Consider the following 21613-nt stretch of genomic DNA (forward strand, 5'->3'; position numbering starts at 1 on the left):
TGGCCGCGATAGGTGAGGCCTCGTTTTGAAAATGGTTTGATAAGTAATCCGTTTTTTATATGAAAAAGCAAGCAAAAAGGGCTTTTAGCACATATATTTAAACGAAATGAAACATCTGTGTAACGTTGATGAAGTATAGTTATAGCAGGTGGAATGAAAGGATTTGTTGAGAGAATGGTGTCGTTTTCGGCAATAATGTTATTTTGGTATATTTTTCCGGTAATTGTGCTCTTTGCGTGCAATTTTCTCGTGTCCACTTTTTCCCTAACGGAACGTTGGAAAATAAAAGCACCGGATTTGGCCATTCCGTTTTTATTCATAGGGATCCATGAGTTATCCAAAGATAGTTATGATGAATCGATTATGCCGTATTTTGTGATTTCTATTTTGTTATTAGGAGTCGCTGTTGCCCTGTTTCAAGCTTATTATTATGGAGAGATTTTATATAGACGATATTTCAAGATGTTTTGGCGGTTGACGTTTTTACTAACGTTTGTGTTGTATGTGTTGCTTATCTTGCTAAATATCAGTCATTATCTACTGTAATAAAGCGTGGAGACAATAGGGGAAATACGCTGTGGGAAAATGTCCCCCACAACTCCCCACTCCGTGGGGTTTTTTTGTTATTTTGGGGGTTATTTGATAAAAAACATAGTAAAAACCTTGTTATAATAACATTTTTTGTTGGATGATGCTTGTTACATAAAACCCTGTAAATATTACAGAAATTTTAAATAACAGTTAAAAAATAGAAGTTTTTAGATTTATAGTGGTAGAAAGTGGTGGGATGTGGTAGACTTGTTCTATCAAGTGGAAAAGCGGGTGTATTGGCTATGCTTATGGGTGAATACCAACATAATATCGATGCCAAAGGCCGCCTAATCGTTCCATCAAAGTTTCGTGAGGAACTTGGTGAAAAATTTGTGGTAACGAGAGGGATGGATGGCTGTTTATTTGGTTATCCTTTAAATGAATGGTCACAACTTGAAGCAAAACTTCAAGAAATGCCCTTAGCTAAGAAAGATGCACGTACCTTTGTGCGATTCTTTTATTCCGCTGCAACTGAATGTGAGATTGATAAGCAAGGTCGTATCAATATTCCGGCGAATTTACGAACACATGCCAGTTTAGAAAAAGGCTGTGTTGTTATCGGCGTCTCTAACCGAATTGAAATTTGGAGTGACGAACGTTGGCATGCATTCTCTGATGAAGCTGAAGAAAACTTTGATGAATTAGCAGAAACAATGATTGATTTTGGATTTTAGGAATGAGGCAAATGATGACTGAAGAATTTCGCCATTACACCGTTCTTTTAAAAGAAACAGTGGATGGATTACAAGTGAAGCCGGATGGCGTATACGTAGATTGCACACTCGGTGGTGCCGGACATAGTGAATACTTACTGACACAATTGAATGAGCACGGTCATTTATATGCCTTTGATCAAGACCAAAAAGCGTTGGCACATGCTAAGACTCGTTTGCAGAAATATGTAGACAAAGGTCAAGTGACCTTCATCAAATCAAATTTTAGAAATATTAAAGAAGAATTGGCAGAACACGGGGTGTTCCATGTTGATGGAATTCTATACGATTTAGGTGTTTCGTCACCACAATTAGATGAAGCAGAACGTGGTTTTAGCTATCATCAAGACGCGCCCTTAGATATGCGCATGGATCAAGACGCACCCTTGACGGCTCGCGAAGTGGTGAATACGTATAGCTATGGTGAGTTAGTAAAAATTTTCTTTCGTTATGGGGAAGAGAAATTTTCGAAACAGATTGCTCGAGAAATTGAACGTGTTCGCGAAAAGCAACCAATTGAAACAACAGGTGAACTTGTTGAGATTATTAAGACGGCGATTCCAGCTCCAGCAAGACGCAAAGGTGGACATCCCGCAAAACGAATTTTCCAAGCAATTCGCATTGCCGTTAATGATGAATTAGGGGCAGTTGAAGAGTCGCTAGAACAAGCAATTGATTTGCTAGCGAAAAATGGCAGAATCAGTGTGATTACGTTCCATTCGTTAGAAGATCGTATCGTTAAAACAATGTTTAAAGAATACAGTACGGTACAAGATTTGCCACCAGGCATTCCAGTGGTACCAGAAGAATTTCAACCAGAATTAAAAGTAATTACCAGAAAACCAATTTTACCAAGTGACAGTGAGTTATCTGAGAATAATCGTTCACGAAGTGCGAAGTTACGCATTGCCGAAAAAATAAAATCTAGTTAGAGAGAGGGGTAGACACATGGCTGAATTGAAGAAAGTAAATGATTTCCATTATGAAGCACCAGAAATGGATCAGCCAACTGTGGCAACAGAGCAAGACAGAAAAATGCAAGAGGAAACACTACCTGTCCCCACTCTATTACCCAAAAAGAAACTAAAAAATGTCTCTTTACTAGAAAAATTAATCGGTGTTGTATTAGTTTGTGCAACGATTGGTATTGCAATTGCGACAATTCAAGTAAGAACGACAATTGTCCAAACCATGAACGATATTACAGAAACACAAGCAGTCATTAAAGAAAAGGAAGATAACGCTTTGAAATTGGAACAAGAAAGAAGCGAACTTTCTAAATCAGATCGAATCAAAGATGTCGCTAAAAAACAAGGGCTAGAAAATAACGGCGACAATGTTAGGACTGTTAAATAATGAGTAAAAGACATAAATTTAAACAATTCATGAAAAAGAAAAACTTAAATCCGATGAACAATCGTAAAAAAGTAGGCATCATTTTATTCGCTACGAGTATTGGATTGTTCTTTTTATTTGCCTTTAGAACGACATACATTGTGGCAACAGGCAAAGTAGCCGGTGTATCACTAAAGGAAAAAACAGCTTCTTTATATGAAGGAAGCCAAGTGGTAAAAGCTAAGCGAGGATCAATTTTAGATCGATATGGTAATCCAATCGCAGAAGATGCTACCTCCTATTCGTTATATGTCGTATTATCAAAAAAATATACGGGACAAAATAATGAAAAGCTTTATGCGGAGAAAAAAGACTTCGATGATATTGCTGAAATTTTAGCGAAATATACCAAACTAGACAAAAAAACAGCATTGAAATACTTGAATAATGGGATCCATGAAGATGGGTCAACACAATATCAAGTGGAGTTTGGTGCAGGTGGTCAAAACATTACCTTGGAAACACGCCAAAAAATTGAAGCAGATTTGAAAAAGAAAAAAATCTCAGGTGTTTATTTCAATGAACATCCAGCCAGATTATATCCCAATGGGCAGTTTGCTTCTCACTTTATTGGCTATACGAAAGCAGCCAATCCAGATGATGATAAAGAAGGCTTAGTAGGCGCAATGGGACTAGAACAGACCTATAATGATATTTTAAGCGGAACCGATGGCCGTGTATATTTTGAAAAAGATATTTATGGCAATGCCTTACCAGGAACTGTGGCGGAAGAGAAAAAAGCAGTGGATGGTCAAGATATTTACACAACGCTGGATAGTCGCTTGCAAAATACCTTAGAAGATTTAATGACGCAAGTTAATGAAAAATATGAACCAGTTTCTATGACTGCCATGTTAATGGAAGCAAAAACAGGCGAAATTGTTGCCATGTCTCAACGGCCAACATTTAATCCTGAAACGAAACAAGGGTTAGATGATAATGGCACGTGGCAGAACCTATTAGTTGAAAGTCCTTATGAACCAGGCTCAACAATCAAATTATTTACAACAGCTGCTTCTATGGAACAAGGACAGTTTAATCCTAATGAATTATTCAATCGTGTTGGTGGAATTCAAGTTGGGGATGTAACTGTGAATGACCATGACTACACTCGGTTGAACGGCAAAGAATATTTGAATTATCGTCAAGCCATTTCTTGGTCTAGTAATATTGGTATGGTAAAACTAGAACAAAAAATGGGTGATGAAAAATGGATGGAGTATTTGAAAAAATTTGGTTTTGGTACGAGCACGCATTCAGGTTTAAGTGGTGAATCTGCTGGTAAATTGCCAGGAACAAACTTTGTAGATAGAGCAATGTCGGCATTTGGTCAAGCAATTACGGTTACTAATTTCCAAATGATGAAAGGTTTCTCAGCTATTGCAAATGACGGTTCAATGTTGCAACCTCATTACATCAGCAAAATTGTTGACAAAAATACAGGAAAAGAAACGATTACGGAACCACAAATCGTAGGAACCCCAATCAAAGCGCAAACAGCTCAACAGATTCGTACGTACATGATTGATACTGTTGAAGACCCGACTTACGGGATTGCGTATGATATTTATAAAGTACCAGGCTATCATGTTGCTGCCAAAACAGGAACTGCCCAGATTTCAGATGGTAAAGGGTACGTTGATGGAGCAAGTCAAGTCTTGTCTTCTGTAGTGGAAATGGTCCCAGCGGATAATCCTGAATATGTTTTGTATATTACACTTAGACAAGCAAAATCAGGTTCGCCTTCAGAAGCAATGGCGGCAATTGCAAACCCATTAATGAAATTAGCGTTAGACATTAAAGAGACAGATCCGGAAACAACGAAAGTAGCTTCTGATAAAGTCACAGTTGCTGATTATAAAAACATGACGCCAGCGGAAGCGTTGGCCAATGCCAAAGTGAACGGGGTTGATCCTGTGATTATCGGCGATGGTGAAAAAATCAAGAAACAATCAACGCCGTCTGGTCAAACATTAATGCCTAATCAAAAATTGATTTTGATCACAAATGGAACAAACTATATGCCTGATTTAACCGGCTGGTCGAAGAGCGATGTTACCAAGTTTGGCGATCTATTAGGTTTGACTGTCGAGTTTAAAGGTGAAGGCTATGTGACGAAACAAAGTATCGCTGCTGAAACTGAAATTACGGAGAAAAAATTAACCGTGACTTTAGAAGGCACAGAATAATAACGTAGAATATTAGGAGAGATAACATGGAGTGGACACAGATTTTTATTCCCATAGTGGTGAGTTTTGCCATTACAGTGAGCGTAATGCCACTATTCATTGGCTATTTTCAAATGAAAAAACAAGGGCAGGTTACTCGTGAAGATGGCCCAACTTGGCATAGCGTGAAAACAGGTACCCCTACAATGGGGGGAGTCGTTTTCCTTGTAGCCAGCTTGATTACTTCATTAGCAATGGGGTTGTTTTTCCACCAATTTACGCCGTCTCTACTAATTATTCTATTTATTTTAGTATTATACGGTTTGCTAGGTTATTTAGATGATTTCATAAAAGTCTTTAAAAAACGGAACATGGGCTTAAATTCTCGTCAAAAATTAATTGGTCAAATTTTTGGTGGGTTGGTTTTCTACTTTGTTTATCGAAGTGAAGGCTTTTCAGACACCTTAGATTTGTTTGGATTAGCAGAAGTTCCGTTAGGTATTTTTTATGGCGTGTTTATTATTTTTTGGTTAGTCGGTTTTTCTAATGCCGTGAATTTGACAGATGGGATTGACGGCTTAGTTGCTGGTTTAGGAACAATTTCATTTGGTACTTATGCAATTATTGCCTGGAAACAACAACAATTTGATGTTGTGATTATCTGCCTAAGTGTGATTGGTGGGCTGATTGGCTTTTTCCCTTATAATAGAAAACCAGCAAAAATCTTCATGGGTGATGTTGGTTCATTAGCATTAGGTGGATTGTTAGCAGCAATTTCAATTATTTTGCATCAAGAATGGACGCTACTTTTAATTGGACTTGTCTACGTTTGTGAAACAGCAAGTGTTATTTTACAAGTTGCTTCATTTAAATTATTTGGTCGACGGATTTTTAAAATGTCACCAATTCATCACCATTTTGAAATGTGTGGTTGGTCTGAATGGAAAATTGATTTTGTCTTTTGGTCTGTCGGTTTAATCTGTTCAGGAATCACATTATGGATTCTTTTCTAATCTATCAAAGGGGAAATTGACAATGAAAAAAATAACAACCTATCAAAACAAAAAAGTGTTGGTTTTAGGACTAGCTAAAAGTGGTGTCAGCGCAGCGAAACTCTTACATGAGTTAGGTGCGCTCGTTACCGTTAATGACGCAAAACAATTTGATCAAAACCCTGACGCCCAAGATTTATTAACCTTGGGTATTCGTGTTGTTACAGGAGGGCATCCAATTGAATTGTTGGATGAAGAATTTGAACTAATCGTTAAAAATCCTGGTATTCCTTATACAAACCCACTTGTGGCAGAAGCACTAACTCGGAAAATTCCTATCATAACTGAGGTGGAATTAGCAGGTCAAATTGCGGAATGTCCAATTGTCGGCATTACGGGCACCAATGGCAAAACAACCACGACCACGATGATTGGTTTATTGCTAAACGCTGACAGAACGGCTGGTGAGGCACGTTTGGCGGGAAATATTGGTTTTCCAGCGAGTACGGTGGCTCAAGAAGCAACAGCCAAGGATGATCTTGTGATGGAACTTTCTAGTTTTCAGTTAATGGGAATTGAGACGTTTCACCCACAAATTGCAGTAATTACAAATATTTTTGAGGCACACTTGGATTATCATGGTTCGCGGAAAGAATATGTTGCTGCAAAATGGGCCATTCAAAAAAACATGACCGCAGAGGACACCTTGATTTTAAATTGGAATCAAGTAGAGCTTCAAACGTTAGCTAAAACCACAGCAGCCAACGTATTGCCTTTTTCAACGAAAGAAGCAGTAGAAGGTGCTTATCTTTTAGATGGGAAATTATATTTCAATGAAGAATATATTATGCCCGCCGATGAGCTAGGGATTCCTGGTAGTCACAATATTGAAAATGCACTCGCAGCGATTTGTGTAGCTAAATTAAAAAATGTATCGAATGCTCAGATTAGACAAACTTTGACAAACTTTTCAGGCGTTCCCCATCGAACGCAATTTGTTGGCGAAGTTCAGCAAAGACGTTTTTATAACGATTCAAAAGCAACCAATATTTTAGCTACAGAGATGGCGTTAAGTGGGTTTGACAACCAAAAGCTACTTTTACTTGCGGGCGGCTTGGATCGCGGTAACTCATTTGATGAATTGGTTCCTGCTCTGCAGGGACTCAAAGCAATTGTTTTATTTGGAGAAACTAAAGAAAAATTGGCGGAAGCTGCTAAAAAAGCGAACATTGAAACAATTTTATTTGCTGAAAATGTTCAAACGGCGGTTACCATTGCCTTTGATTATTCGGAAAAAGATGATACTATTTTACTATCACCTGCTTGCGCAAGTTGGGACCAATACCCGAATTTTGAAGTACGCGGGGAAGCCTTTATGCAAGCTGTTCAACAATTAAAAGAAAGTGAAATGTGAGAAAATGAAGATACTAGTAACTGGTGGTGGCACAGGTGGGCATATCTATCCTGCGTTATCCTTCGTCGAACACGTCAAAAAAGAAGCACCTGCAACAGAATTCTTGTATGTGGGAACAGAAAATGGTTTAGAAAGTCAAATTGTGCCAAAGGCGAAAATTCCATTTAAAACGATTAAAATTCAAGGATTCAAGCGTTCGCTGAGTCCTCAAAATTTTAAAACAATTTATTTATTTTTAACAAGTATTAATAAAGCAAAAAAAATTATTCGTGAATTTCAACCAGATGTGGTCATTGGTACAGGCGGTTATGTTTCTGGTGCAGTAGTTTATGCGGCCCACCAATTAAAAATACCGACAATTATTCATGAACAAAATAGTATCCCTGGAATGACAAATAAATTTTTAAGTCGTTATGTGGATAAAATTGCGATTTGTTTTCCGGATGTCGCTAGTTTTTTCCCGAAAGAAAAAACAATTTTGACAGGGAACCCGCGGGGACAAGAAGTCGTAACGGTGGAAAAGTCAGCTATTTTATCAGAGTTTGGCTTGGATCCAGCAAAGAAAACGGTGGTTTTATTTGGCGGAAGTCGTGGCGCCTTGAAAATCAATCAAGCGTTTGAACAGGCCTTTCCTTTGTTTGAAGAGAGAGAGTATCAAGTTTTATACGCTTCAGGAGAAAGATATTATCAGGAACTTCAAGAAAGTCTAAAGCTTTCTGAAAAGAAATTGACAAACATAAGTGTGCAACCGTATATTGATAAAATGGTTGAAGTGATGGCTAATACCGATTTAATGGTGGGACGTGCAGGAGCAACCTCAATTGCGGAGTTCACCGCATTAGGATTACCAGCAATTTTAATTCCGAGTCCTTACGTCACGAATGATCATCAAACGAAAAATGCGCAAAGCTTAGTAAAAGTTGGTGCTGTTGAAATGATTCCAGATGCAGAATTGACCGGCGCTCGTTTAGTTGCGGCAATTGATGATATTTTATTAAACAATGAAAAAAGACAACAGATGGCAACGGCGTCCAAAGGGGAAGGCATCCCAGATGCAAGTGATCGTTTGTATCAAGTTGTGAAAACGTTAGTCTGAGATAGGAGGTGTGGAAGATTAGTAACGAGAACGATATATTCAAAAAAAGAAAACCATTACCTCCAAAAAAATCGGAAGAGTCTCAACCTGAACTGACACCTTGGCAAAAACAAAACCAAGAATATTTGAAGAAGCAAGCGGAAGAAGCTGCTTCAAAAGGTGAAAACGAACAAGCAGAAGTCATCATCACTTTACAAGAACAAAGTCAAGAAGAGCCTCAACAACATCTTCCACAAGAAACAGTGGAAGAAGAGGAGCATTTTGCAGATCGTTTACCGAACGTTAAGAAAACACGGAACAAGCGCTTATATAGGCGTTTAGCCTTTATTTTAACTTGTTTAGGGACAGCCATTTTAGTGGCATTGTATTTTGTTTCGCCTCTTAGTCGATTGAGTGAAGTAACAGTTTCAGGTAACAAAAGTGTGGAGAGTCAAGCGATTATTCAGCAGTCAAAACTTGAAACGGGCAGTGGCTTATGGGAGCAGTATTCAAATAGAAATTATTTTTCTGCAAATATTCAGAAAAAGTTTCCAATTATAAAAAAGGCGAACATTAAGTTAAATGGTATTAATTCATTTAAAATTGATATTCAAGAGTATCAAATTGTCGCTCTTGCTGCGACTAAAGGCGGCTATCATCCGATTTTAGAGAATGGTAAAACTTTGGCGGAAACCACCAAAGCTGCTGAAAGTGGCAAACCAATTTTTGAGAATTTCAAAGAGGATAAATTAATCCCTGAATTAATGGCCTCTTACAACAAATTACCTCAAGAAATTAAACAAGGAATTTCAGAAATTAAATATGCACCATCCAAAACCAATAAAGACTTGATTAATGTCTATATGAATGATGGAAATCGAGTGATTGTTAATATTTCTGATTTAAGTGAAAAAATGGCTTATTATTCACAAGTAGCCGAGCAAATGGACAAACCTGGAATCGTTGATATGGAAGTCGGCATTTTTTCTTATCCGTATGAAAAAGAAAGTGAAGAAACGGGCAGTGAAGTTTCCGAAGATTCAGCGGTTGAAAATCAAGAAGTTGCGGACCCAAATGCAGGCGTAGCAACGGATGAAGCGAATAACGGTACGCCGACAAATGGAGAAAATCAAGAAGTGCAACAAGCAGAATAAGTTTTTTACAAAAATGTTTCAAAAATTAACGAACAAATTCGTATAATCTGCTTTCTAAAACCCCCATTTTTATGGTAAAATTGGAAGAAGTGAATAATACTAAAAAAGAGATAGTTAAACGGACGCCTTTGTCCGCTTAGATATTGGAATTAATAGGAGGAGGAATTCCGTTCATGGCAAAAACAGGAATGTATGTAGGCCTCGATATTGGTACAACTTCTGTCAAAGTAGTTGTCGCTGAATATATTGAAGGTCAAATGAACATCATCGGCGTTGGAAATGCAAAATCAGACGGTTTGAATCGAGGGATTGTCGTCGATATTGATCAAACAGTTCAAGCAATCCAACGGGCCGTTCGACAAGCCGAAGAAAAAGCCGGCATTCAAATTAAAAGCGTAAATGTTGGATTACCAGCGAATTTATTAGAAGTAGAAAGCTGTCAAGGAATGATAGCTGTTAGCAGTGAATCAAAAGAAATTACAGATGAGGATGTGCGCAACGTCGCATCTGCAGCTTTGGTTCGTTCAACTCCTCCTGAACGTCAAATTGTTGCAATCTTACCGCAAGACTTTACCGTCGACGGCTTTGAAGGCATCAAAGACCCACGTGGAATGCTTGGCGTTCGCATGGAGATGTTTGGCGTTGTCTATACTGGACCAAAAACAATCATCCATAACATCCGTAAATGTGTTGAAAAAGCTGGCTTAGGAATTAACGAATTAGTGATTATACCGCTTGCTTTAACAGAAACAATTTTAACAGATGGCGAAAAAGACTTTGGAACAATTGTCATTGATATGGGTGGCGGTCAAACAACGACATCTGTTATCCACGACAAACAATTGAAATTTACTCATGTTAACCAAGAAGGCGGCGAGTTCATCACGAAAGATATCTCAATCGTATTGAATACTTCTTTTAACAACGCCGAAGCCTTAAAAATTAATTATGGGGATGCTTATCCAGAAAGAACTTCAGCAAACGAAGAGTTTCCTGTTGATGTTATCGGTAAGTCAGAGCCTGTAAGAGTGGACGAACGTTACCTTTCAGAAATTATTGAAGCGCGTGTGGAACAAATTTTGAGAAAATCAAAAGAAGTTCTGGATGAAATTGATGCGTTTGAATTACCTGGAGGCGTTGTGTTAACTGGTGGCGCCGCTAGTATGCCAGGTATTGTCGATTTGGCGCAAGAGATTTTTGAAGCCAACGTAAAACTATACGTACCAAATCACATGGGCTTACGTAACCCAGTCTTTGCTAATGTCATTAGCATTGTGGAATATTCAGCGCAACTAAACGATATTTATCACATTGCCAAATATGCAATCCCTGGTGAAAAATCGAAACCAGCACAATCAGTCGCTGTCCAACAAGAAGTTCGCTATGACACATATGCTGAACAGCCTCAAGAAGAATACGAAGAATTCAACGAACGTGAGTCTGGTGAAAAAGTGACAGGCAAAATCAAAGACTTCTTCTCGAACATTTTCGACTAATCACACAAACAGGAGGATACGATATCATGGAATTTTCATTAGACAATAACATTAACAACGGTGCAGTCATTAAAGTTATCGGTGTAGGCGGCGGCGGCGGAAACGCTGTAAACCGTATGATCGAAGAAAACGTTAAAGGCGTGGAATTTATCACAGCCAATACAGACGTTCAAGCATTAAAACATTCAAAAGCAGAAACAGTGATTCAATTAGGCCCTAAATACACTCGTGGTTTAGGTGCCGGTTCACAACCTGAAGTTGGCCAAAAAGCTGCAGAAGAAAGTGAACAAGTGATTTCAGAATCATTACAAGGCGCGGATATGATTTTCATTACTGCTGGTATGGGTGGCGGAACTGGTACAGGTGCTGCGCCAGTAGTTGCAAAAATCGCTAAAGAATTAGGCGCTTTAACAGTTGGTGTAGTAACTCGTCCATTTAGTTTTGAAGGTCCAAAACGTGGTCGTTTTGCCGCTGAAGGAATTGCCTTATTAAAAGAAAACGTTGATACACTATTAATTATCTCAAACAACCGCTTATTAGAAGTCGTTGACAAGAAAACGCCAATGCTTGAAGCATTTAGAGAAGCTGATAATGTATTACGTCAAGGTGTTCAAGGGATTTCAGATTTAATCACTGCACCAGGTTACGTAAACTTGGACTTTGCTGACGTGAAAACAGTGATGGAAAACCAAGGAACAGCTTTAATGGGAATTGGTGTAGCGAGCGGCGAAGAACGCGTAATTGAAGCAACGAAAAAAGCTATTTCTTCACCATTGTTAGAAACATCAATCGATGGTGCGGAACAAGTCTTATTAAACATTACTGGTGGCTTAGATATGACCTTGTTTGAAGCGCAAGATGCTTCAGATATCGTTACAAATGCTGCTTCAGGTGATGTGAACATCATCCTAGGTACATCAATCAATGAAGATTTAGGCGACGAAATTCGTGTAACAGTAATCGCTACAGGTATTGATGAATCAAAAAAGGATAGAAAACCGCACCGTCAAACAAGACAAGCGGTTCAACCAATGCAACAAACAACTCAATCTGTGGAAATGGATCAACCAAAATCACAAGAAGAAGCAAGTGCTTTTGGCGATTGGGATATTCGCAGAGAACAAAATACACGTCCAAAAGTTGACGAATCTTCATTAGAACAAGTAGACAAAAAAGAATTTGACACATTCCACCGTGAAGAACCAAATCACAATGATGACGAATTAAGTACGCCACCATTTTTCCGCAGAAAACGATAAGGAGCATCGATGAGAAATGATAGCTGAAAACTTAACAAATATTAATAATCAACTTCAGCTAGCATGCAAAAGCTCACAGCGCTCTGTTGCTGATGTGACAATGATTGGCGTCACTAAATCAGTAGGAATTGAGGAAGCAGCAGAGCTTGTTCAGCTTGGTGTCCAGAATTTAGCTGAAAACCGAGTAGATAAGTTACTAGAAAAGAAAGCTGGATTGGAAAAATTTAATGATATTCAGTGGCATTTAATTGGTAATTTACAACGTAGGAAGGTAAAATTAATTATTAATGAGATAGATTATTTTCATGCATTAGATAGTCTGAGTCTAGCCAAAGAAATTCAAAAAAGAGCAACGAAAGTTATTCGTTGTTTTGTTGAAGTGAATATAACTGGGGAAGAAAGCAAGCACGGCTTTCGTAAAGAAGACGTCTTACCTTTCATTCAAGAACTTGCTGATTTGGACAAAATTCAAATCGTCGGTCTAATGACTATGGCACCTTTTGGGGCAAGTGAAGAAGTATTACATGCAACATTTAGAGAATTAAAAGAGCTGCAAATGACCGTAAATGAGAAACATTTATCTTTTGCTCCTTGTACAGAACTTAGCATGGGAATGAGTAACGATTTCCCAATCGCAGTTGAAGAAGGTGCAACTTTTATACGAATCGGAACAGCGTTATTCAGAGATGCGTAAAGGAGAGGAATTTATGTCAATTTTTAACAAGGATGCGTTATCGAGCTTTTTTGGCTTATCTGGCGAAGAAGATGATTATTATGATAACTACGAAGAATATGAAGAGCGCAAAGCAGTTAATGAACCACCGCGTCGTGCGGCTCGGCCTAAACCACAACGCCCTGTTCAACAACAGGAAAGTTACAGTCAGCCAGCTTATACACAACAAAGTGAGCCTGTAGTTGAAAAACCTTCTGCACGCTATCGTTCTGCTGAAGCGCATCAAGAAAGAGACACACAACAAGCTGCTTACACAGAGAAAAAAGTGGTTTCTATGCGTAGTTCTAATCAATCAGCGACTACGAATACAAGACGAGCACAAGAAAGCACCGCCAATGCAAAAACACATAAAATTACTATTATTGAACCACGTGTGTATTCAGAAGCAATGAGCATTGCGAAACATTTATTTGCTGAAGAAGCTGTGCTAGTTAATTTTACATTAGTAGAAGAAGACCAAGCACGACGCATCGTTGATTTCTTAACTGGTACTGTGTATGCTTTAGACGGAGATATTCAGCGCGTTGGCAATGAAATCTTCTTATGCACACCAGCGAATATGGAAATTGATAGTGCGACAGCACAATCTTTAGCCAACAAACAATTCTTTGATTTCTAAGCCTTAGGGAGGTGTTATTATCGCAACACTGATTACTCTATTATACAAAGGCGTTCAAATCTATTCAGGATTACTAGTGATTTACGCGCTACTTTCATGGTTTCCAGGAGCATATGATTCTGCTTTCGGGCGTTTGCTCTCTAGAATTTGTGAACCATACTTAAGTTTGTTTGACCGTTTGAATTTAAGGATTGGAATGGTTGGATTTAACGTAATGGTAGGGATTATTGTCCTTAACCTAGCAGCGGGTGGCTTAGCAGTCATTTTACGAGCTATTGTTTATTAATAACTTTTAGAAAGGATGATTTATCTATGAACGCAAATGTGTATCAACATTTCCGCAAAGATGAACATCCTTTTATTGACACTGTCGGGGATTGGCTAGAGCAAGTGGAGATGCAATACGCGCCTTATTTGACAGACTTTCTTGATCCTAGACAGGCGTATATTTTGGAAACGTTGATTCGACAAAACAGTGATTTATCGTTTACTTTTTATGGTGGTTATGAGCAAGCAGAACGAAAACGCTGCTTGATTTATCCAGCGTATTACATACCAGAAGAGACAGATTTTGGTGTTGTATTATTTGAAATTATTTATCCATCTAAATTTGCGACATTATCTCATGGGAAAATTTTAGGCACCTTGATGAATGTTGGGGTTCGTAGGGAAGCCTTTGGAGATATTATTTCCGATGGTGATAAGTGGCAGGTTTTTATAGCACAAGAAGTAGCTGGCTTCGTTGTTAACCAAGTCGACAAAATTGGTAAAATTACTGTTCGCTTAGAAGAGCGGGATTATACACAAATTTTGATACCGAAGGATGGTTGGCAAGAAGAGCGAACGACTATGAGCTCTTTGCGGCTGGATAGTGTAATTTCCGCCGTATTTAATATTTCAAGGCAGCGATCAAAACAATTGATCGAATCTGGTAAAGTAAAAGTCAATTGGACAGAAACGACACGACCAGATTTTGCTTTAGACTTATTAGATATTGTTTCAATACGGGGATTTGGGCGCCTTCAGATTCAAGAATTAGAAGGAAAAACAAAGAAAGAAAAATTTCGTGTCCTCTTAGGGGTATTGAGAAAATAATCTCGAACTTTTGTTTAAGAAAACCATTTTGGCTGTTCATTCAGACGAAGTTGTGTATAATAAAAAAAGTAAGATATTTGCTATTTCAGGATTAGTATGAGAATGTGTTCATAAGGGGTTTTACAAAAATAATCCAAAGAGGTGAAGGAATATGGCATTAACTCCATTAGATATTCAAAACAAAGACTTCTCAACAAAAATGAGAGGCTATAACCAAGACGATGTAGATGACTTTTTAGATCAAGTCACACGTGATTATGAAGATGCATTACAAAAAAATCGTGAACTTGAGAAATCATTAAAACACGCAGAAGAAAAATTACAATACTTCAATGAATTGAAAGATGCATTGAATCAATCAATTATTGTTGCACAAGATACCGCTGATAAAGTGAAATCAAGTGCCAATAAAGAATCAGAAATGATTATCACTTCGGCAGATAACCAAGCCAAAGAAACCTTGGTAGAAGCTGAACGTAAATCAAATGCAATGATTGCAGATGCTGAAGCGAAATCAACACAAATCTTAGCAGAAGCAATTGAACGTGCCCGTCAATTAGCTGGGGAAACAGAAGACTTGAAGAAGAAAACACGTGTCTTCCATCAACGCTTAAGCTTAATGCTTGAAACTCAATTAGAGCAAGTAAAGAGTGAAGAGTGGGAAGAGATTTTAAAGCCTTTTTCTAGTTATGTCGGAGACAAACATACAGCAGTTAAGGAAATTCTTGATGAACAAGACCTTGACAACGAAAATGAAACTGTTGTAAACTCTGAAGAGAACACAGATGCTGTAGTAGAAAAAAAGCCTGTAATTGAAGTCACTGAAGAAACAATTGAAGAAGAATCAAAATAGATAGAACAGAACGTTTAATGTTTATTCTTAGCAGCGAGTCAATGATAGTGAAAGTTTGACAGACACTGGCATTAAACAGATCCTCTATCCTAGATGCAGTTCTGAACACTTGAGTAGGAACTGCCGGATAATTACCGTTATCAATTTCAGAGAAAGTAGGGGCAACTCTACTTTGAATTTGGGTGGTAACACGAGTACTTCGTCCCTTGGGATGGAGTACTCTTTTTTTATCTACTTTTATCAGCTATCGTTCATCTTTAGTATGAACTAACACAATTAAATCGATAAAATGAAAGCGAGGCAAATGCATATGAAAATGAAAGAAACATTGCAATTAGGAAAAACAGCTTTTCCAATGCGTGGGAACTTGCCAAACCGTGAAGCAGAATGGCAAAAAGACTGGGAAGAAAAAGGCTTATATGAACAACGTCAAAAATTAAACGAAGGAAAACCAACCTTTGTTTTACATGATGGCCCTCCGTATGCAAACGGAAATATTCATTTAGGACATTCTTTGAATAAAATCAGTAAAGATATTATTATTCGTTCAAAATCAATGTCTGGTTTCCGTTCTCCTTATGTGCCTGGTTGGGATACCCATGGTTTACCAATTGAGCAAGTGTTAACCAATAAAGGAGTTAAACGTAAAGAAATGACTGTCGCTGAGTATCGCGAAAAATGTAAAGAGTATGCCTTATCACAAGTCGATAAACAACGTAACGATTTTAAACGTTTAGGTGTGTCAGGCGATTGGGAACATCCATACATTACGTTAGATCCAGAGTATGAAGCAGCAGAAATTCGTGTTTTTGGTAAGATGGCAGAAAAAGGCTATATTTATAAAGGCTTAAAACCAATTTATTGGTCTCCTTCAAGTGAATCTTCTTTAGCAGAAGCAGAAATTGAATACAAAGATGTAAAATCACCTTCTATTTACGTAGCTTTTAATGTGGTCGATGGTAAAGGTCTTTTAGATAACGAGACAGCCTTCGTCATCTGGACGACAACCCCTTGGACATTACCAGCCAACTTAGGTATTTCAGTTAATCCCGATTTTACGTATGTTGAAGTGAAGGCAGACGGTCGTAAATTTGTAATTGCTAAAGATTTATTATCAACAGTTAAAGAAGCGATTGGTTGGGAAGAAGTAGAAGTCTTGCGAGAATTTTCTGGTGAAAAATTAGATCGTATGACAGCTCAACATCCATTCTATGATCGAACATCACTTGTTATGCTAGGCGACCACGTGACGCTAGATGCCGGGACTGGCTTAGTTCATACCGCACCAGGACATGGGGAAGATGACTATATTGTTAGCCGTAAATATGATTTACCTGTTATTTCTCCTGTTGACAGCCGTGGGGTCTTTACAGATGAAGCACCTGGTTTTGAAGGAATTTTCTATGACAAAGCGAATCCAATGATTACTGAGTTATTAGAAGAAAAAGGCGCGTTATTAAAATTAGATTTCTTTACGCATAGTTATCCACATGATTGGCGTACCAAAAAACCAGTTATCTACCGTGCAACGCCACAATGGTTTGCTTCAATTTCTAAATTCCGTCAAGATATTTTAGATGAAGTTGAGAAAGTTGACTGGCTAATTCCTTGGGGAAAAACACGTTTATATAATATGATTCGTGACCGTGGTGATTGGGTAATCTCTCGCCAAAGAGCGTGGGGTGTGCCATTACCAATCTTCTATGCTGAAAATGGGGAAGCCATCATTACGCCAGAAACAATTGAACATGTAGCGAATTTATTTGCAGAACATGGATCAAATATCTGGTTTATGCGTGAAGCAAAAGAGTTACTACCAGCAGGCTTTACACATCCAGGTTCACCAAATGGCGAGTTTACCAAAGAAACAGATATCATGGACGTTTGGTTTGACTCAGGTTCTTCACATGAAGGAGTTTTACGAGAAAGAGAAGAGTTAACTTTCCCAGCAGATATGTATTTAGAAGGTTCTGACCAATATCGTGGTTGGTTTAACTCAAGTATTACAACAAGTGTCGCTATCAATGGGGTAGCGCCTTATAAATCAATCATTTCTCAAGGAATGGTTCTCGATGGCGAAGGCCGTAAGATGAGCAAATCGTTAGGCAATACCATCTTACCTGAAAAAGTTATCAACCAAATGGGGGCAGATATCTTACGTTTGTGGGTAAGTAGTGTTGACGCGGAAGCCGATGTGCGTGTCTCAATGGATATCTTAAACCAAGTATCTGAAGTGTACCGGAAAATCCGTAATACTATGCGTTTCTTGTTAGCGAATACGAGTGATTTTAATCCAGCTGAGCATACTGTAGCTTATGCTGATTTACGTTCTGTAGATAAATACATGACGGTTCGTTTAAATCAAGTCATTCAAGAAATCCGTGAAAATGGTTATGAAAAATATAATTTTATGCATATTTATCGGACAGTTATGAACTTCTTAACTGTAGATTTATCTTCTTTCTATTTAGACTTTGCGAAAGATGTCGTTTATATTGAAGCAGAAAACGATTATCAACGTCGTTGTATGCAGACTGTTTTCTATCAAACATTGGTTTCATTAACAAAATTATTGACACCAATTATTCCACATACAGCGGAAGAAATTTGGAGTTTCTTACAAGAAGAAGAAGAGTATGTGCAATTAGCTGAATTCCCAGGTTACGAAACGTTTACTAATGAAGAAGAATTGATGGATACATGGGCAGCCTTTATGGATTTCCGTGACAATGTCTTAAAAGCGTTGGAAGAAGCTCGTCATTCTAAATTAATCGGTAAATCGTTAGAAGCTAAAGTGACCGTTTATCCAAATGAACAAATTCGTCAATTAATGACAGCTGTTGATGCAGATATTTCTCAATTACTAATTGTTTCCGACTTTGAAGTATCAAAAGAAGTAGCACCTAGTGAAGCTGTTCAATTTGAAGACATGGCTATTTTAGTTGAAAAAGCAGAAGGCGAAACGTGTGACCGTTGTCGTTCCGTTCGTCAAGATGTCGGCTCAGATGAAAAATTACCAACACTTTGTGGCCGTTGTGCACACATTGTTGAAGAAAATTATCCAGAAGCGGTTGCTGAAGGATTCGAATAAACAAGGAAAAAGATCCGCTAGTCGTTAACTAGCGGATCTTTTTTGGCTTATTTATTGATCAAGTTGACCGCGGTCACGGTACCAGTTATCTGGTTGCCATTCCCAAGTAAAGCCATCTTTTTCTAATAAGTCGAAGGCAGCTTGCGGGCCCATTGTGCCAGCGGCATAATTAGGGAAAGAAACGTCTGTTTTATCCCAAGCATGTCGAATAATGTCAACAATGCGCCAAGATTGGGCAACTTCGTCCCAATGAGAGAAGTTTGTACTATCGCCATTTAGGCAGTCTAATAGAAGTTTTTCATATGCTTCTGGACTATTTTCAGTCATTTCAGCACTTTGACGGAAATCAAGTTTCACTGGAGTTGTATTAAACCCTTGACCGATTTCTTTTCCATTTAAGGTTAATGAAAATCCTTCAGTTGGTTGGATATAGATAGTTAAAACATTCGGTGGTAAATCGGTTTTATCGCATTCTTCACACGTATCATCTTTGAAGACATTAATAGGTACTTGTTTAAAGACGATGTTAATGCGTGTACCTTTTTCAGTTAATCGTTTACCTGTGCGAACATAGAAAGGGACGCCAGACCAACGGAAATTATCAATTAAAAATTTACCAGCAACAAAAGTTTCAGTGGATGAAGTTTCTGCCACATTCGGTTCATCACGATAGGCTGCAAATGTTTGATCAGCTAGCTGACCTTCGCCGTATTGTCCACGCACGAAATTTTGAAGGGCTTCTTCTTCAGAATAAAGGCGGATGGCACGTAAAGCTTTTACTTTTTCAGTCCGAATTTCTTTTTCAGAAAAGGCAACAGGAGGCTCCATAGAAAGCAAAGCAACGACTTGTAAAATATGATTTTGAACCATATCTTTTAGTGCACCACTGTGGTCATAATAGCCGCCACGATCCTCGACACCTAAGCTTTCAGCGAAGGTGATTTGGACATTATCAATGTAACGATTGTTCCATTGTGATTCAAAAATATTATTGGCAAAACGAATGGCTGAAATATTTTGGATCATTTCTTTGCCTAAGTAATGGTCAATTCGGAAAATATCTTGTTCAGGAAATGCAGCACGAATTTCTTCATTTAATTCGTAGGCAGATTCATAATCAGAACCAAATGGCTTTTCGATAATTAGTCGATCAAAGCCTTCTTCCGAAATAATATGTTGTGATTTCAAGTGATTAACAATGGTTCCAAAGAATTGAGGGGCCATAGCTAGATAGTAAACATGATTACCTTCTAAGTGGTATTGTCCATTTAGGCGATCAGATAATTCTTTTAAGGTATTATAATGTTCCGTATCATTCACATTATGTGATTGGTAATAGAAATGACTAGAAAATTCAGTCGCCTCTTCGGCCGTGGGATTTAAGTCTTGAATGGTTTCACGAACGATTTCCCGATAGTATTCGTCTGTCCATTCCCGACGTGCGGTACCAATCACCGCAAAACGCTCAGCTAATAATCCTTTTTTATATAAGCGGAACAGGGAAGGATACAATTTACGTTTGGCAAGATCACCTGTCCCCCCGAAAATAGTAAATAATGCTACTTTTTCATTCATTAGTTTTCCTCACTTTCTCTAATCAATGGCTCAACAAAAATTGTGTTTGCTGCTTTAAAGCTGACGGATAATTCTTTGTTTTCATTATAAATGGTGATCGGTCCTTCATATGCAGCAATTTCTTTAATCGTATATTCTTCTTGAATATTTAAATCAATGGAAACTAAATAATCCAGTAATTCTTTTTCGTCTAAGACACGTGCAATCCGAATTTTTGTGCCAACAGGGTAGTCTGTTAACGTTTGGCGTTTCTCCTCATGAATGGGTTGATTATCTTCGGGAATAACACCACCGTGTGGACAAAATTCTGGATGATTTAAATAATCCGCTAAACGGTTCACAAGTGTTTGTGAAGTAACATGTTCTAAAACTTCTGCCTCTTCGTGCACATCATTCCAAGTGTAATTTAAGTGCTCTACTAAAAAGACTTCCCAGATTCGGTGTTTGCGAATTAACGTACTCGCTTTTTTTAAGCCTTTTTCAGTTAATTGTACCCCTTGATAAGGAGAATGCTCAACCAAATCTTCTTTTACTAACTTTGAAATCATCTCACTAACCGAAGCTGCCGAAACATCGAGTCCAGAAACAATTTGTTTATTATTCACTTTAACTTCGTCGCCACCTAATTCAAAAATTAATTTTAAATAGTCTTCGCGATTTGGTGTCATAGGGGCTCATCCTTTCAAAAAAACATCATCCTAAGTTTATCAGAAAAAGGCGCATTTGACTATTTAATAATATTCAAGTTGTAAGAAAACTTTCTGAATGCTTTTGCAAGGGATGTAAAAAAATAAATCACCCACCGCACATACTTCATTTTATGTGTCGTGGGTGATTTATTAATTGTAAATGGCCCGTTCTAGTGTGTAGGTTTCGTCGTCGGCTTCATCGTAAAGCGTCGCAGGGACACCATTTTCACATTGAATGATTAAATGGTAACCTAACTTGTCTAAGATAACTAAGCGTTTAGGGGTTAATTCAACAAGCAAGGCATGCGTTTGTTTGCCATCAATGAAAACATTGAAAGATGAGGTGATTTCTAAGGTGTGTTGCGTGGCTTTCTTCACGTCCACAAACCACCAATGCCCAGTATAGTTGTGTTGAAGCTCCTGTGGGGAAGGGAGCTGTTTATTTTTTTTCCAGAGGATAGAGCCTGCTAATCCAGTAAGTAAAGATGCACCAACCAAGAAAGTCCAATGTTTTTTCAAAGAAATTCCTCCTAACCTTCATTTTCATTTATTCGTCTTCGTTACCTTTATTATATAGAACTTGTCTAAAATATTCGACTAAATCGCTGAGAATTGACAAATATTTAATGATTGACACAAGATAGTAAAATTGTTGGTTTTGGTCTATACTTTTCCTTGTTTTTTTATGGTATAGTGTGTAA

The 21613-nt window shown here is 38.0% G+C and carries 20 protein-coding genes; 17 read left to right on the forward strand and 3 right to left on the reverse strand.

Annotated features, from left to right (window positions below; all coding sequences use genetic code 11):
* Positions 1-153 precede the first annotated feature (153 nt).
* From HMPREF2810_RS10045 to ileS, 17 genes are all read left to right on the forward strand, one after another.
* Complete coding sequence (locus HMPREF2810_RS10045) at positions 154-546, forward strand: DUF3397 domain-containing protein (RefSeq protein ID WP_002383401.1); 393 nt, start codon at positions 154-156, stop codon at positions 544-546.
* Positions 547-779: 233 nt separating this feature from the next.
* Positions 780-1265: a division/cell wall cluster transcriptional repressor MraZ gene (gene mraZ / locus HMPREF2810_RS10050; RefSeq protein ID WP_002383402.1), complete on the forward strand. Its 486-nt coding sequence runs from the start codon at positions 780-782 to the stop codon at positions 1263-1265.
* A gap of 14 nt (positions 1266-1279) precedes the next feature.
* Positions 1280-2236, forward strand: coding sequence for a 16S rRNA (cytosine(1402)-N(4))-methyltransferase RsmH (rsmH, locus tag HMPREF2810_RS10055; RefSeq protein ID WP_010710705.1), 957 nt, complete (start codon positions 1280-1282; stop codon positions 2234-2236).
* Between the two features lie 16 nt (positions 2237-2252).
* The gene (ftsL, locus tag HMPREF2810_RS10060) at positions 2253-2660 is read left to right on the forward strand and encodes a cell division protein FtsL (protein WP_002358883.1); all 408 of its coding nucleotides are present in this window, start codon (positions 2253-2255) and stop codon (positions 2658-2660) included.
* Complete coding sequence (locus HMPREF2810_RS10065; RefSeq protein WP_002383404.1) at positions 2660-4888, forward strand: penicillin-binding protein; 2229 nt, start codon at positions 2660-2662, stop codon at positions 4886-4888. Before ftsL ends, HMPREF2810_RS10065 begins: the two co-directional genes overlap by 1 nt.
* Before the next feature lie 26 nt (positions 4889-4914).
* A complete protein-coding gene (gene mraY, locus HMPREF2810_RS10070; protein ID WP_002368238.1) occupies positions 4915-5880 on the forward strand; it encodes a phospho-N-acetylmuramoyl-pentapeptide-transferase in 966 nt (321 codons plus the stop codon).
* Positions 5881-5902: 22 nt separating this feature from the next.
* Positions 5903-7273 (forward strand): UDP-N-acetylmuramoyl-L-alanine--D-glutamate ligase, encoded by a 1371-nt coding sequence (gene murD, locus HMPREF2810_RS10075; protein WP_010715078.1) that lies wholly within the window; start codon positions 5903-5905, stop codon positions 7271-7273.
* Between the two features lie 4 nt (positions 7274-7277).
* Positions 7278-8369, forward strand: a complete 1092-nt coding sequence (murG, locus tag HMPREF2810_RS10080; protein ID WP_002355896.1) for an undecaprenyldiphospho-muramoylpentapeptide beta-N-acetylglucosaminyltransferase — start codon at positions 7278-7280, stop codon at positions 8367-8369.
* A gap of 8 nt (positions 8370-8377) precedes the next feature.
* The gene (locus tag HMPREF2810_RS10085; protein WP_002383407.1) at positions 8378-9502 is read left to right on the forward strand and encodes a cell division protein FtsQ/DivIB; all 1125 of its coding nucleotides are present in this window, start codon (positions 8378-8380) and stop codon (positions 9500-9502) included.
* Between the two features lie 173 nt (positions 9503-9675).
* On the forward strand, positions 9676-10998 hold the full coding sequence (gene ftsA / locus HMPREF2810_RS10090) for a cell division protein FtsA (protein ID WP_048942164.1): 1323 nt from the start codon (positions 9676-9678) through the stop codon (positions 10996-10998).
* A gap of 26 nt (positions 10999-11024) precedes the next feature.
* The gene (gene ftsZ, locus HMPREF2810_RS10095) at positions 11025-12257 is read left to right on the forward strand and encodes a cell division protein FtsZ (protein WP_002355899.1); all 1233 of its coding nucleotides are present in this window, start codon (positions 11025-11027) and stop codon (positions 12255-12257) included.
* A gap of 16 nt (positions 12258-12273) precedes the next feature.
* Positions 12274-12951 carry a YggS family pyridoxal phosphate-dependent enzyme gene (locus tag HMPREF2810_RS10100; RefSeq protein ID WP_002358890.1) on the forward strand — a complete coding sequence of 226 codons (678 nt, stop codon included), beginning with the start codon at positions 12274-12276 and terminating at the stop codon, positions 12949-12951.
* A gap of 13 nt (positions 12952-12964) precedes the next feature.
* A complete protein-coding gene (locus tag HMPREF2810_RS10105; RefSeq protein ID WP_002355901.1) occupies positions 12965-13609 on the forward strand; it encodes a cell division protein SepF in 645 nt (214 codons plus the stop codon).
* A 28-nt stretch (positions 13610-13637) separates the two neighbouring features.
* The gene (locus HMPREF2810_RS10110; protein ID WP_002355902.1) at positions 13638-13895 is read left to right on the forward strand and encodes a YggT family protein; all 258 of its coding nucleotides are present in this window, start codon (positions 13638-13640) and stop codon (positions 13893-13895) included.
* 26 nt (positions 13896-13921) lie between these two features.
* Entirely contained in the window at positions 13922-14704 is a 783-nt protein-coding gene (locus HMPREF2810_RS10115; RefSeq protein ID WP_002355903.1) for a YlmH family RNA-binding protein, read from the forward strand.
* Positions 14705-14855: 151 nt separating this feature from the next.
* Positions 14856-15557, forward strand: a complete 702-nt coding sequence (gene divIVA / locus HMPREF2810_RS10120; protein WP_002355904.1) for a cell division protein DivIVA — start codon at positions 14856-14858, stop codon at positions 15555-15557.
* 310 nt (positions 15558-15867) lie between these two features.
* Positions 15868-18648: an isoleucine--tRNA ligase gene (ileS, locus tag HMPREF2810_RS10125; RefSeq protein ID WP_010715079.1), complete on the forward strand. Its 2781-nt coding sequence runs from the start codon at positions 15868-15870 to the stop codon at positions 18646-18648.
* Between the two features lie 51 nt (positions 18649-18699).
* Here ileS and zwf read toward each other — a convergent pair whose 3' ends face one another.
* The 3 genes from zwf to HMPREF2810_RS10140 form a co-directional block, all read right to left on the reverse strand.
* Positions 18700-20223 carry a glucose-6-phosphate dehydrogenase gene (zwf, locus tag HMPREF2810_RS10130; protein WP_002383412.1) on the reverse strand — a complete coding sequence of 508 codons (1524 nt, stop codon included), beginning with the start codon at positions 20221-20223 and terminating at the stop codon, positions 18700-18702.
* Positions 20223-20891: a transcriptional regulator EfaR gene (locus HMPREF2810_RS10135; RefSeq protein WP_002358896.1), complete on the reverse strand. Its 669-nt coding sequence runs from the start codon at positions 20889-20891 to the stop codon at positions 20223-20225. Before HMPREF2810_RS10135 ends, zwf begins: the two co-directional genes overlap by 1 nt.
* A gap of 171 nt (positions 20892-21062) precedes the next feature.
* Positions 21063-21431 carry a DUF4828 domain-containing protein gene (locus HMPREF2810_RS10140; RefSeq protein WP_002355908.1) on the reverse strand — a complete coding sequence of 123 codons (369 nt, stop codon included), beginning with the start codon at positions 21429-21431 and terminating at the stop codon, positions 21063-21065.
* Positions 21432-21613 lie beyond the last annotated feature (182 nt).

Source organism: Enterococcus sp. HMSC078F03, assembly GCF_001811595.1.
In the GTDB taxonomy this organism is placed as follows: Bacteria; Bacillota; Bacilli; order Lactobacillales; family Enterococcaceae; genus Enterococcus; species Enterococcus faecalis.

Excerpts from the sequence above, each read along its gene's own strand:
- HMPREF2810_RS10045 (WP_002383401.1), top strand. The coding sequence starts at position 154 with ATGAAAGGATTTGTTGAGAGAATGGTGTCGTTTTCGGCAATAATGTTA.
- rsmH (WP_010710705.1), top strand. The coding sequence starts at position 1,280 with ATGACTGAAGAATTTCGCCATTACACCGTTCTTTTAAAAGAAACAGTG.
- ftsL (WP_002358883.1), top strand. The coding sequence starts at position 2,253 with ATGGCTGAATTGAAGAAAGTAAATGATTTCCATTATGAAGCACCAGAA.
- HMPREF2810_RS10065 (WP_002383404.1), top strand. The coding sequence starts at position 2,660 with ATGAGTAAAAGACATAAATTTAAACAATTCATGAAAAAGAAAAACTTA.
- mraY (WP_002368238.1), top strand. The coding sequence starts at position 4,915 with ATGGAGTGGACACAGATTTTTATTCCCATAGTGGTGAGTTTTGCCATT.
- murD (WP_010715078.1), top strand. The coding sequence starts at position 5,903 with ATGAAAAAAATAACAACCTATCAAAACAAAAAAGTGTTGGTTTTAGGA.
- murG (WP_002355896.1), top strand. The coding sequence starts at position 7,278 with ATGAAGATACTAGTAACTGGTGGTGGCACAGGTGGGCATATCTATCCT.
- ftsA (WP_048942164.1), top strand. The coding sequence starts at position 9,676 with ATGGCAAAAACAGGAATGTATGTAGGCCTCGATATTGGTACAACTTCT.
- ftsZ (WP_002355899.1), top strand. The coding sequence starts at position 11,025 with ATGGAATTTTCATTAGACAATAACATTAACAACGGTGCAGTCATTAAA.
- HMPREF2810_RS10100 (WP_002358890.1), top strand. The coding sequence starts at position 12,274 with ATGATAGCTGAAAACTTAACAAATATTAATAATCAACTTCAGCTAGCA.
- HMPREF2810_RS10105 (WP_002355901.1), top strand. The coding sequence starts at position 12,965 with ATGTCAATTTTTAACAAGGATGCGTTATCGAGCTTTTTTGGCTTATCT.
- HMPREF2810_RS10115 (WP_002355903.1), top strand. The coding sequence starts at position 13,922 with ATGAACGCAAATGTGTATCAACATTTCCGCAAAGATGAACATCCTTTT.
- divIVA (WP_002355904.1), top strand. The coding sequence starts at position 14,856 with ATGGCATTAACTCCATTAGATATTCAAAACAAAGACTTCTCAACAAAA.
- ileS (WP_010715079.1), top strand. The coding sequence starts at position 15,868 with ATGAAAATGAAAGAAACATTGCAATTAGGAAAAACAGCTTTTCCAATG.
- zwf (WP_002383412.1), bottom strand. The coding sequence starts at position 20,223 with ATGAATGAAAAAGTAGCATTATTTACTATTTTCGGGGGGACAGGTGAT.
- HMPREF2810_RS10135 (WP_002358896.1), bottom strand. The coding sequence starts at position 20,891 with ATGACACCAAATCGCGAAGACTATTTAAAATTAATTTTTGAATTAGGT.